Annotated in this window: 12 protein-coding genes; 6 read left to right on the forward strand and 6 right to left on the reverse strand. The window is 67.8% G+C overall.

Annotation, left to right across the window (positions count from 1 at the left end; genetic code table 11):
• Positions 1-1,451: cytochrome c oxidase assembly protein (locus tag A5645_RS14200; RefSeq protein ID WP_065129958.1), on the forward strand; the 1,451-nt coding region annotated here is incomplete at its 5' end.
• An 8-nt stretch (positions 1,452-1,459) separates the two neighbouring features.
• Here A5645_RS14200 and A5645_RS14205 read toward each other — a convergent pair.
• From A5645_RS14205 to A5645_RS14220, 4 genes are read right to left on the reverse strand one after another with little or no spacing between them, the layout of a single operon-like run.
• A complete protein-coding gene (locus A5645_RS14205; RefSeq protein WP_065129959.1) occupies positions 1,460-1,678 on the reverse strand; it encodes a heavy-metal-associated domain-containing protein in 219 nt (72 codons plus the stop codon).
• A gap of 10 nt (positions 1,679-1,688) precedes the next feature.
• Positions 1,689-3,932 (reverse strand): heavy metal translocating P-type ATPase, encoded by a 2,244-nt coding sequence (locus A5645_RS14210; protein ID WP_065129960.1) that lies wholly within the window; start codon positions 3,930-3,932, stop codon positions 1,689-1,691.
• Positions 3,933-3,980: 48 nt separating this feature from the next.
• Entirely contained in the window at positions 3,981-5,354 is a 1,374-nt protein-coding gene (lipJ, locus tag A5645_RS14215) for a bifunctional lipase/adenylate cyclase LipJ (RefSeq protein WP_065129961.1), read from the reverse strand.
• Between the two features lie 2 nt (positions 5,355-5,356).
• Entirely contained in the window at positions 5,357-5,938 is a 582-nt protein-coding gene (locus A5645_RS14220; protein ID WP_231123266.1) for a TetR/AcrR family transcriptional regulator, read from the reverse strand.
• A gap of 123 nt (positions 5,939-6,061) precedes the next feature.
• On the opposite strand from A5645_RS14220, the gene A5645_RS14225 reads away from it, so the two are divergent.
• Positions 6,062-6,985, forward strand: a complete 924-nt coding sequence (locus A5645_RS14225) for an oxygenase MpaB family protein (protein ID WP_065037272.1) — start codon at positions 6,062-6,064, stop codon at positions 6,983-6,985.
• A 9-nt stretch (positions 6,986-6,994) separates the two neighbouring features.
• Here A5645_RS14225 and rpmG read toward each other — a convergent pair whose 3' ends face one another.
• Together rpmG and rpmB are read right to left on the reverse strand one after the other, a co-directional pair.
• The gene (rpmG, locus tag A5645_RS14230) at positions 6,995-7,159 is read right to left on the reverse strand and encodes a 50S ribosomal protein L33 (protein ID WP_065037273.1); all 165 of its coding nucleotides are present in this window, start codon (positions 7,157-7,159) and stop codon (positions 6,995-6,997) included.
• On the reverse strand, positions 7,159-7,395 hold the full coding sequence (gene rpmB / locus A5645_RS14235; protein ID WP_065037274.1) for a 50S ribosomal protein L28: 237 nt from the start codon (positions 7,393-7,395) through the stop codon (positions 7,159-7,161). The genes rpmG and rpmB overlap by 1 nt, the downstream gene beginning before the upstream one ends.
• Positions 7,396-7,476: 81 nt before the next feature.
• Here rpmB and mrf point away from each other — a divergent pair, with 81 nt between their 5' ends.
• The 4 genes from mrf (at position 7,477) to A5645_RS14255 (ending at position 11,484) form a co-directional block, all read left to right on the forward strand.
• The gene (gene mrf, locus A5645_RS14240) at positions 7,477-8,673 is read left to right on the forward strand and encodes a ribosome hibernation factor-recruiting GTPase MRF (protein WP_065129965.1); all 1,197 of its coding nucleotides are present in this window, start codon (positions 7,477-7,479) and stop codon (positions 8,671-8,673) included.
• Complete coding sequence (locus A5645_RS14245; RefSeq protein WP_065129962.1) at positions 8,670-8,936, forward strand: type B 50S ribosomal protein L31; 267 nt, start codon at positions 8,670-8,672, stop codon at positions 8,934-8,936. Before mrf ends, A5645_RS14245 begins: the two co-directional genes overlap by 4 nt.
• Before the next feature lie 104 nt (positions 8,937-9,040).
• Positions 9,041-9,925: an SDR family NAD(P)-dependent oxidoreductase gene (locus A5645_RS14250; protein ID WP_065129963.1), complete on the forward strand. Its 885-nt coding sequence runs from the start codon at positions 9,041-9,043 to the stop codon at positions 9,923-9,925.
• Positions 9,922-11,484, forward strand: a complete 1,563-nt coding sequence (locus A5645_RS14255) for an AMP-binding protein (RefSeq protein ID WP_253867004.1) — start codon at positions 9,922-9,924, stop codon at positions 11,482-11,484. The genes A5645_RS14250 and A5645_RS14255 overlap by 4 nt, the downstream gene beginning before the upstream one ends.
• Positions 11,485-11,578: the final 94 nt, after the last annotated feature.

Below are 11,578 nucleotides of genomic sequence, written 5' to 3' on the forward strand. Positions count from 1 at the left end.
TCGGGCACGCCGTCCTGCTCATTCCCACCGTGCTCGCCGTCGTCGCGCCCGCGGTGACGGGCAATCCCGGTCAGGGCCCCGACCATGACTACTCGACCAGCGCGGCGATCGTGTTCGCGGTTGCGGTGGCCGCCCTGACCGGGCTCAAGACCGTCGCCGCGGTGACCGCGACGGCACCGACCCGCGCGGTGCAGGTGCTGCAGGTGATCTGCGGCGCCCTGGCGGTCTGCTACGGCGCGATCCTGTTGTACCTGCTGACGCCGAGCCAGGGATTCGGATCGGCCTTCGGATCGGATTTCGGGCGCCTGGGTTTGGCCGCGGGCACGCTGCTTTTGGTGGTGTGGCTGTCCGACTGCTGGGGGCTGTTCGTCACACCGTTGCGCTCCGGCGCCGTCGGCGTGATTGCCGCGCTGGCGACCGTCGCGGCCACGGCCGCCGCCGCCGCGACGACCGTGCAGGCCGCCCCGCGGTTCCTCACGCATCGGTACACCGGCTGGGACGTGTTCCTGGGCTACCAGCTCCCGGATCCGCCGACCGTCGGGACCGTGCTGACGTTGTGGCGGTTCGACAGCTTTGTTGGCACCGCCGGTTTGGTTATGGCGATCCTGTACACGGCGGGTTATGTGAGGTTGCGGCGCAACGGCAACCCCTGGCCGGTCGGCAGGCTGGTGGTCTGGCTGATCGGTTGCGCCACACTGGTATTCACCAGCAGCTCCGGCGTCCGCGCCTACGGATCGGCCGTGTTCAGCGTCCACATGGCCGAGCACATGACGCTGAACATGTTCATCCCGGTGCTGCTGGTGCTGGGCGGTCCGGTCACGCTTGCCCTGCGGGTGCTACCGGCCGCCGGTGAAGGGCACCCGCCGGGTCCGCGGGAATGGCTGACCTGGCTGCTGCACTCGCGGGTCACCACCTTCCTGTCGAACCCGATCACCGCGTTCGTGCTGTTCGTCGGGTCGCCCTACATCGTGTATTTCACGCCGCTGTTCGACACGTTGGTCCGCTACCACTGGGGCCATGAATTCATGGCGGTGCACTTCCTGCTCGTCGGCTATCTGTTCTACTGGGCGATCATCGGGATCGACCCGGGTCCGCGCCGCCTTCCCTACCCAGGGCGGATCGGATTGTTGTTCGCGGTCATGCCTTTTCATGCCTTCTTCGGCATCGCGTTGATGACGATGGCATCGCCGGTGGGCGCCACGTTCTACCGCTCGCTCGCTCTGCCGTGGCTGCCCAGCATCATCGACGATCAGCACCTCGGCGGCGGAATCGCTTGGAGCCTTACCGAAGTGCCGATCATCATCGTCATCGTGGCGCTGGTGTCGCAGTGGGCACGTCAGGACCGCAAGGTGGCATCCCGCAGTGACCGGCACGCCGACAGCGACTACGCCGACGACGAACTCGAGGCCTACAACGCGATGCTGCGGGAGCTCTCAAAGATGCGGCGGTAGGGCGGGCATCAACCCAGCACGGTGAAGTTGCCCTCACCCTTCAGGGCCGCCTGCACCTGCTGTGGGCTGAGCGTGGAATTGGACGAAACATGCACCGCGGAAGCGCCTTCGGTGTTCAGCTCGATGCGGACCGCGCTCACCGGCCGCAGTGCCGTCAACGCGGTGGTGATGGTGTCCACACATCCCTGGCAGTGCAGTCCGTCGACGGAGAATGTTTGTTCAGCCATGCCAACAATCCTACTGGGGTCCAAAGTTGCGCAGCCGCAGGCTGTTTGAGACGACGAAGAAGGACGAGAACGCCATCGCTGCGCCGGCGATCAACGGGTTGAGCAGACCCGCGGCCGCTACCGGTATGGCGGCGACGTTGTAGCCGAACGCCCAGATCATGTTCATCCGGATGGTGCGCATCGTCGCGCGCGCCAGGTCCAGCGACAGCGGCACGATGGCGAGATCGTCGCGCACCAGGATGATGTCGGCGGCACCGATCGCGACGTCGGTACCCCGGCCGATGGCCAATCCCAAATCGGCGCAGGCCAATGCGGGGCCGTCGTTGATGCCGTCGCCCACCATCGCGACCGCCTTGCCTTCCTCGCGCAGCCGTTGGATCACCTGGACTTTGCCCTCGGGCAGGACATCGGCGACAACGGTTTCGATGCCCACCCGCGCCGCGACGGCGTCCGCCGCCGCCCGGTTGTCGCCGGTCAGCAGCACCGTGTGCAGCCCGCGCTGATGCAGCGCGGCGACCGCATCGGCGGCGGAGTCCTTGACCGTGTCGGCGATGGCAACCGCCGCGCAGGGCGCCCCGTCGACAGCCACGAAAACAACTGTCTCTCCGCGCCTTTCGCCGTCGAGGCGCGCGGCGTCGAGCGTCGGATCGGCCGGTGCGGTCCGGGTGATCCAGGATGGCTTGCCCACCTCGACGCGGCGTCCGTCGACCAGCCCCGTGACGCCGCAGCCCGCGACCGCGGAGAAGTCGTGGACCGGGGCCGGGTCCGGCGAGGCTGCCACGATCGCCGTGGCGACGGCATGTTCGGACGCGGCCTCCACGGCGGCGGCCCAGGCCAGGACGTCGGCGGCGGAGCGCTCGCCGGCCGTCGTCACGGTGCTGACCGTCAGTTGCCCGACGGTCAGCGTGCCGGTCTTGTCGAACACCACGGTGTCGATGCCGTGCACGGTTTCCAGCGCGCGGTAACCCTTGATGAAGATGCCCAGCTGCGCCCCGCGTCCGGACGCGACCATCATTGCGGTCGGAGTGGCCAGGCCCAGCGCGCACGGGCATGCGATCACCAACACCCCGAGGGTCACCGAGAAGGCGCGTTCGGCGCCGGCTCCGCCGAGCAGCCAGGCCGCCCCGGCAAGCAGCGCGATGGCGAACACGATCGGCACGAATACCGCCGAAATGCGGTCGGCGAGGCGCTGGGCCCGCGCCTTCTGCGCCTGGGCCTCCTCGACCAGTCGCACCATCGCCGCGAACTGGGTGTCGGCGCCGACCGCGGTGGCCTCGATCACCAGCCGGCCGTCGAGCACGACGGTGCCGCCCACCACGGTGGCGTCCGGCTGCGCCCGCACCGGTTTGGCCTCTCCGGTCATGGTGCTGGTGTCGATCGCTGCGGTTCCCTCGACGACGACGCCGTCGGCGGCGATCGTCTCACCGGGCCGGGTGACGAAACGCTGGCGCTTCTTGAGCTCATCGGCCGGTATCACCAGCTCAGCGCCGTCGGGCAGCAGCACGGCGACGTTCTTGGCGCCCAGTGCCGCCAGGGCGCGCAGTGCCCCACCGGCCTTGGACTTGGCCCGGGCCTCGAAATAGCGGCCGGCCAGCACGAACACGGTGACACCCGCGGCCACCTCGAGGTAGATCGCGTCGCTGTGCAGGATCGCCTGCCAGACACCTGTGGTCTCGCGCGGTTGCTTCGGGAAGAACACCGTCGCCAGCGACCACCCGGTGGCCGCGGTGATGCCTACCGAGATCAGGGTCTCCATCGAGGCCGTGCGGTGGCGGGCATTGCGCAGCGCGACCGAGTGGAAGGGCCAGGCGGCCCACGTCACGATCGGCGCCGCCAGCGCGGCCAGCACGTAGCCCCACCCGGGGAACCTGGCATCCGGCACGATCGCCAACATGCTGGACAGGTCCGCCAGCGGCACGAACAGCACCGCAGCGACCAGCAGCCGGCGCAGCAGGCTGCGGGCGTGCTGCGCATCAGGGTCGCGGGCCGGCGTTGCCCCGGGCGTCGACTCGGTGTGCAGGGTCGCCTGGTAGCCGGCTTTGGCCACCGCGTCGCACAGGTCCTCGTCGGCGACGTCGACGGCATCGATGGTCGCGACGCGGGTGGCGAAGTTCACCGACGCCCGTACCCCGGGCACCTTGTTGAGTTTGGTTTCGACCCGGCTGGCGCACGCCGCGCACGACATACCGGAAACGTCGAGCTGGACCCGCCGCGTCTCGCCGAGGCCGGAGTCCTGCACAAGCGGGGTCGCCACGGCACTCCTCCGGTCGGCAAGTTGGATACTGCCAGCGTACAAGTGGTGTCAGGACCGGACGGGCGCGTGTTCTCGCACCAGGGCGCACAGCCGCCACTGGCCGGGCACGCCTTTGAGTTCACGTTCGCCGCGATTGGAGAACCGGTGCCGGGAGCCGGTGACGATGTCGCGCACCGTCGAGGACACCAGCACCTCGCTGGGGCCGGCAAGGGCCGCGACGCGCGCGGCGATGTGCACCGCCATGCCGGCCACGTCAGCGCCGCGCACCTCGACCTCGCCGGCGTGAATGCCGACCCGGATCTCGATGCCCAGCACCCGAACGGCTTCGACCAGCGCGTCGCAGCAGGCCAGTGAGGCGCTGGGGCTCGAGAACGTCGCCACGAATCCGTCCCCGGCGGTGTTCACTTCCCGGCCGCCGAAGCGCTGGATCTCGTGGCGAACGATGCTGTCGTGGTTGTCCAGCAGGTCGCGCCACCGGTTGTCGCCCAGCTGCGCCGCGCGTTCGGTTGAGCCGACGATGTCGGTGAAAACGATGGTGGTGAGCACCCGCTCGGCGTCGCCGCCGCCGCGGACGCCGGTGACGAACTCTTCGATCTCGTCGAGCATCGGGCCGGTGTCGCCGACCCAGTACAACGTGTCATCGCCGGGTAGTTCGACCAGCCGCGATCCGGCGATGTGCTCTTCGAGGTACTGTCCGTGCTCGATCGGGCTGAACTTGCGGTTGTCGCGAAAAAGGATGAGGGTCGGCGCGCTGACGCGGGCCAGGGTGTCGCGCACGTCCGCCTGCCGCACGGCGGTGATGATCGCGCGGGCCATGCTGGGCGAGGCCGCCCGGTTGCCGGCCATGTCCCACCAGGTGCGGAAGGCGTTATCGTCCGCGACGCTGGGAGCGATGATGCTGAGGATGTCGAAGCCCCGCTCCACCGCGTCCGGCTCGATCGCGATCGTCGTGTAGGGGTCCGCGTCGCCGATTTCATGCCCGATCGGGTAGTCGGGTGCGCGCAGCGTGCGGGCCGCGCCGTTGACGATCACCAGACTTGCCACCCGCTCCGGGTAGTCGGCGGCGACCACCAGCGCGGTCATCGCGGTGAAGCCCGGCGCCAGGATCGTCGCGCGCTCACACCCGACGGCGTTCATCACGGCGATCGCGTCCTTGGCCCAGTACCGGGGACCGATCATGTCGGTGGAGACCCGCGAGGATAGGCCGATCCCGCGCTGGTCGTAGCGGATCACCCGGGCGAACGACGCCAGGCGCCGGTGGAAGCGGTACATCGACGGTTCGGAGTCGACGGTGTCGATCGGGATGGACGGGCCGGGCAGCACCAGCAAATCGATCGGACCCTCGCCGAACACCTGGTAGGCGATATCGATCTCGCCGCAGGTGGCGTAGCGAGTCCGGATGTTCCAGGGCACCTGGGCCACGGTTACAGGCTAATGATCGGGATCAGGTAACGCGCGGCGTAGTCCCGCACGGCCTGATGGTCCGAGGTGTCGAGGCGGTCGGTCGGGAAGAAGATGATGCCGACGGCGACCCGCAGCAGGATGTCGGCGATGTTGGCCAGGTCGGCATCGTCCATGTCGGCGCCACAGCGGCGCAGGGTGTGCGCGATGCCGTCGGCGAACTGGCCGATCGGGAAGACGTGCGAGCGGGAGAACATGCCGAACAGCTCCGGTTCGCTGTCGGCGATCCGGGAGTACAGCGGAGAGTCCTCGATCAGTCGCACGCCCAGTGCGAACGCCTCGACGACGGCTTCGGCGGGGTTCCGGCCGTTCGTGGCCTGGTCCAGGGTGGTGAAGAACAGTTCGGCTTCGCGGCGCACAACGGCTTCGAAGAGTTCGTCCTTGGTGGGGAAGCGCCGGTAGATCGTGCTGCGGCTGACACCCGCGCGAGCGGCGACGTCACCGATGTTCGCGCGGCGCACCCCGTACGTCTCGAAGACGGCCCGCGCGGTGTCCAGAATGGTGTTGTCGAGATCGGCAACGACGTTGCTCTCACGAATCTTCACGGCCCCACGACCCTCACACGGCACCCCGGGCGCACGCAATCATGCTAAGCTCTGAAACAAAGATACCTTTTTGTTTCTCTGACTCAAACCGGGCGCGGGGGAGTGCTCGCGAGGGGATTTGCGATGACGGCCGAGCTGGATTTCGACACCGGCGTGCGGGAGGCCACCCCCGTGGTGGTGGACGAGGTTCCCGATCAGTCGCCCGTGCTCGGGCCCGATTCGCTGATCTGGAAGTTCTACGGCGACGTCCGCACGCAAATCTTCGGGTTCCAGCGCGTTGCCGGGACGGAGAACTGCATCGAGCAACTTGCCCAGGGTGTGCTCGATCATTCGGTGATCTTCAGCGACACCCTGGGCCGGGCCAAGCGGACCGCGCCGCCGCTGATGAAGACGGTGTACTCCGAGGACCCGCATAAGTGGGGCCGCACCGTGCGCGATTTCCACAAGCCGATCAAGGGCACCATAAGCGACGGCTCGAGGTACCACGCCCTGAACCCCGAGCTGTTCTACTGGGCGCACGCCACGTTCGTCGATCAGGTCATCTACAACGCCGACATGTTCATCCGCCGGCTTTCGCATGCCGAGAAGGAACAGATCTTCGTCGAAAGCAAGGTTTGGTACAGCCTTTACGGCGTCAGTGACCGTGGCCAACCGCAGACCTACGACGAGTTCGTCGCCTACTGGGACGGGATGCTCGACCGGTTCATCCCGCACAAGACCGTCCGCTACGGCACCGGCTACATCCGCAAGGGCATCCCGGGTCCCCGCAAAATTCCCAAGCCGATCTGGCGGTTGCTGACCGCGCCGGTGAACGCCTACGCCCGCCTGGTCATCGTCGGAACATGCCCGCCGCAGATGCGCGAGGTGTGCGACCTGGAGTGGAATGACAAGAAGGAGAGGCGATTTCAACGATTCGCCGCCTTCATGCGGGCGCTTAACCCGCTGATCAACCGGCTGCCGGTGCGGATGATCTACGCCAGCTGGGCGGCCGATGCCTGGGTCCGGGTCGGTGTCGACCCGCGCCGGCTGCACAACCGGCCGCAGTAACGATAGGCCTCAGCGTTCCTCGCGGAATTCGACGTGGCGGCGCACCAGCGGGTCGTACTTGGTGAGGGTGAGCCGGTCGGGATCGTTGCGGCGGTTCTTTCGGGTGACGTACGTATAGCCGGTGCCGGCGGTGGAACGCAGCTTGACGGTCAGACGAATCTCGTTGCGCGCCATCAGATTTTCTCGCCCGATCTGCGCAGCCGTGCGATCACGGCTTCGATCCCGTCGCGATCGATGACCTTGATGCCCTTCGCGCTGACCCGCAACCGGATGCGGCGGTCTTCGGACGGTAGGTAGTAGGTCTTGTGCTGCAGATTCGGCGACCACCGCCGTCGGGTGCGGCGGTGCGAATGTGACACCGCGTTGCCGAAACCTACAGTGCGGCCGGTGACTTGGCATCGTGTGGACATATCGACTCCCTTCGACAACCCCCGCCGGGGACTGTAGCCTGATCGGAGCTTAATGACAATCATTTTCAATAAGGGGTGAAGATGCGGACTCCCGTCCTGCTTGTCGCCGGCCAGGGCCCAACCGATGACGTGGCCGGACTCCTGTTGGGTCAGCCGGGGACGGTGATCGTGGAGCACCGCTTCGACGGACACGTGGTACGCCGCGCCGTGATCAGCCTGGAGGACGGCGAGCTCAACAGCACCGAAGAGGTTCTGGAACTGGCCCGCGGCTGCCTGTCCTGCACCGTCCGCAACGACCTGCTGGTGCTGCTGCGCAAATTGCATCGGCGCTCCAACGTGCAGCGCATCGTCGTGCACCTGGCGGCGTGGCTGGAACCGGAACCGGTCTGTTGGGCCATCAACCACGTCCACGTCCGGATCGGCCCCGGTTTCCTGGACGGCCCGGCGGCCCTGGACGTGGCCATTGCCGCAGTGGTGACGTGCGTCGACTCGGTCAAATGGCTGACTGATGCCCTAGGGGACGGCGTTTTGCCGGACGGGCGCACGGTAGCCCAAGCGGCCGTCGGCCAGGCCGAGTTCGCCGACGTGCTGGTACTCACGCATCCGGAGCCGGTAACGCTGGCGGTGTTACGACGACTGGCTCCCCGGGCGCGAATCACCGTCGGCGTGGACCGCGTCGAACTGGCGCTGGCCAATCTGGACGAGTACTCCCGGCGCGGCCGCAGCGACCACCCGCACGCGCCGCTGCTGGCCGGACTGCCCCCGCTGGCCTGCGATCGAAACGTGCAGATCGTCGAGTTCAACGCGCGTCGGCCGTTTCATCCGGAGCGTTTGCATGCGGCGGTCGACGTCCTGCTGGAGGGGGTGATTCGCACCCGGGGACGGCTCTGGCTCGCCAATCGGCTCGACCAGGTGATGTGGCTCGAGTCGGCCGGCGGTGGCCTGCGGGTCGCCTCGGCGGGGAAATGGTTGGCGGCCATGACCGCCGCGGAGGTCGCATCGGCCGATCCCGAGCGTCGACTGTTCGCCGAACTGATGTGGGAATACCACCATGGCGACCGCCACACCGCGATGACCGTGCTGGTCTGCGGCGCCGACCCCGTCGACGTCCGGACGGCGTTGCATGACGCCCTGCTCACCGACGCAGAGATGGCTGATCCGCACCGCTGGGGCGAGTACCACGATCCGTTCGGCGACTGGCACCAGGACCCCTGCCACGAGACGCCGGACGCCAGCGGCGAGTTCACCGCCCACCGCGCCGACGGGCAGCAGGGATGAAGGCCGGCATACACCCCGACTACCACCCGGTGGTGTTCCAGGACGCCAACACCGGCGCGACCTTCCTGACCCGCTCGACGCTGACCAGCAAGCGCACCATCGAATGGGAAACCCCGGCGGGCTTGCGTACCTATCCGTTGGTGATCGTGGAGGTGTCGGCGGACTCACACCCCTTCTGGACCGGTACCCAGCGAAACCTCGACAGCGCCGGCCGGGTCGAAAGATTCCGCCGCCGGTACGGCCACTGCGGTAGCCGGCCATAATTTTCGCAGTCCCAAGACGCGCCCTCGCCCACCGTTGTGACCATGGGTCATGTGGGTACAAGATAGGGGTCAGGTAGACCCGACACCCAACCGAGGACGCGTCGATGAATCTGGTCTTGCAGGCGATTGATGCCGCTGCCAGCAGATTTGCGAACCCGGCGCGGGAATCCGACCCCGACAAGTTGCGTGACGCGGTCTCCGGCAAGACCGTTCTGGTGACCGGAGCGTCGTACGGGATCGGCGAGGCGACCGCGCGCAAGCTGGCCGCAGCGGGAGCGACCGTGTTGCTGGTGGCACGCTCGGCCGAGCGCCTCGACGACGTCGCGGCCGCGATCAACACCGGCGGGGGAGCGGCGGTGGTCTACCCCACCGACCTGAGCGACGAGGCCGCCGTCAGTGTGCTGACCAAACAGGTCACCGAAAATCACGGCGCCGTGGACATCGTGGTGAGCAACGCCGGGAAGTCGCTGCGCCGGTCGCTGCACGACCAGTACGACCGACCGCACGACTTCCAGCGCACCATCGATATCAATTATCTGGGTCCGGTCTGGCTGCTGCTCGGGTTGCTTCCGGCGATGCGCGAGAGCGGCCGGGGCCATCTGGTGAACGTTTCGAGCGTGGGCGTACGGGTGGCGCCCGGCCCGCAGTGGGGTGCCTACCAAGCCTCCAAGGGGGCCTTCGATCGTTGGCTGCGCAGCGTGGCACCGGAATTGCACGGCGACGGCATCGACGTCTCAACGGTGTACTTCGCGCTGGTGCGGACCCGGATGATCGAGCCCACCCCGCTGTTGGGCAGGCTCCCCGGCCTGACACCGGATGAGGCCGCCGATTCGATCGCCAAGGCGATCATCGACCGGCCCCGGACCAACGAACCACCCTGGCTGGGGCCCGCGGAGCTGGCTTCGGTGCTGCTCGCCGGCCCGGCGGAGCGCGCCGCCCGGATCTGGCACAGCCGGTTGTTCGCCGAGTCCGGCGGCGGGCCGTCGTGACCGAAAGCGTTGTGGGTACGACGGCCAGCGCGGTGCTGTCCTCGGGTCTGCTGGGGCCGCCGAGCCCGGCGGCGGCGGTGCGCCTGGCCCGCGAAATCTGCCGGGGTGGCACGAATCTGTATACCGTGCTTGCGGTTTCGACGGCGCGTTGGCCGGACCGGACCGCGATCATCGATGACGACGGTGCGTTGCGCTACCGCGAACTGCAGGCGCTGACCGAAGCGCTCGCCGGCGAACTGCTGGACGCCGGCGTCCGGGCCGGGCAACCGGTGGGTGTCATGTGCCGCAACGGCCGCAACTTCGTGGCCGCGGTGTTCGCTACGGCCCTGGTGGGTGCCGACGTGGTACTGGTCAACACCGAGTTCCGCACGGATGCGTTGACCGGCGCGCTGGGGGCACACCAGATCGCGACGATGTTCTGCGACGACGAATTCGCCGGTCAGATTCATCAAACGGATGAACCGATCCATCTCATCGATCCGCAAACCGTTGCCCCGCAGCAGAATCGGTCGCGGCCACGGGTGGCGCCGTCCGGGCGGATGGTGCTGTTGACGTCGGGAACCACGGGCATTCCCAAAGGGGTGCCGCGGACACCGCGGATGAGTTCGGGCATCGGGGTCAGCATGACGCTGCTGGCCCGCACCGGCTTGCGCGTCGGCTCGCGGATCGCGTTGGCGGCGCCGATGTTTCATGGTTTGGGGTTCGGCATCCTGATGCTGTCGATCGCCCTCGGCGGCACGGTGCTGACCCGTCGCCGTTTCGACGCCGAGGCCGTCCTGGCGCAGGCCTCACTGCACCGCGCCGAGGCGATGAGCGCCGTGCCGATCATGCTCGCCCGCATGCTGGACTTGCCGCAGCGGGTGCGAGCACGAAACCCGTTGTCCTCGTTGAAAGTCGTGATCTCCAGCGGCGACCGGCTGGACCCCGCACTGGCCCGGCGGTTCATGGATGCCTACGGGGACGTCCTGTACAACCTGTACGGCTCCACCGAGGTGGGTATCGGATCGCTGGCGACACCGGATGAACTCCGGCGGTTCCCCGAAACCGTGGGCAAGCCCGTCGCCGGGTGTCCGGTGCGCATCTACAACCGCAGCGGCAAACCCGTCGGGCCCCGGGTCACCGGCCGCGTCTTCGTCGGCGGCGGGTTGTCTTCCGAGGGTTACACCGGCGGTGGCGGCAAGACCGTGATCGACGGCATGACCAGCACCGGGGACATGGGCTACCTCGACGAAGCGGGCCGGCTGTACATCGTCGGCCGTGAAGACGACATGATCGTCTCCGGCGGCGAGAACGTTTACCCGCGGGCGCTGGAGAATGCCCTGGCCGGCCACCCGGACATTGCCGAGAACGCCGTCGTCGGGGTTCCCGACGAGCAGTTCGGCCGCCGGCTCGCTGCTTTTATCGTGCTCCGTCCAGAGAGCGACGCCGACGCGCCGGCGCTGCGAGAGTACTTGAGAGGCAAGGTCTCTCGCTTCGAGCAGCCGCGAGACATCAACATCGTCTCCAGCATCCCGCGCAATCCGGCGGGCAAGGTGGTGCGCCGGGAACTCTCCGGCTAGCTGTTCCCGGTCGTCAAACCGGCTCGTCGTTTTCGGGTTTGAGTGGTCTCTCGGGGTGGTGCATGCAGTTGGTGCGGGGGCGTCGGTGGTCGAG

It is taken from the genome of Mycobacterium asiaticum (genome assembly GCF_001673635.1).
Taxonomy (GTDB): Bacteria; Actinomycetota; Actinomycetes; order Mycobacteriales; family Mycobacteriaceae; genus Mycobacterium; species Mycobacterium asiaticum_C.

Bases quoted from the DNA above. Each gene is read 5' to 3' on its own strand.
- A5645_RS14250 (WP_065129963.1), top strand. From the start codon at position 9,041: ATGAATCTGGTCTTGCAGGCGATTGATGCCGCTGCCAGCAGATTTGCG.
- rpmG (WP_065037273.1), bottom strand. From the start codon at position 7,159: ATGGCGCGCAACGAGATTCGTCTGACCGTCAAGCTGCGTTCCACCGCC.
- mrf (WP_065129965.1), top strand. From the start codon at position 7,477: ATGCGGACTCCCGTCCTGCTTGTCGCCGGCCAGGGCCCAACCGATGAC.
- A5645_RS14205 (WP_065129959.1), bottom strand. From the start codon at position 1,678: ATGGCTGAACAAACATTCTCCGTCGACGGACTGCACTGCCAGGGATGT.
- rpmB (WP_065037274.1), bottom strand. From the start codon at position 7,395: ATGTCCACACGATGCCAAGTCACCGGCCGCACTGTAGGTTTCGGCAAC.
- A5645_RS14245 (WP_065129962.1), top strand. From the start codon at position 8,670: ATGAAGGCCGGCATACACCCCGACTACCACCCGGTGGTGTTCCAGGAC.
- A5645_RS14225 (WP_065037272.1), top strand. From the start codon at position 6,062: ATGACGGCCGAGCTGGATTTCGACACCGGCGTGCGGGAGGCCACCCCC.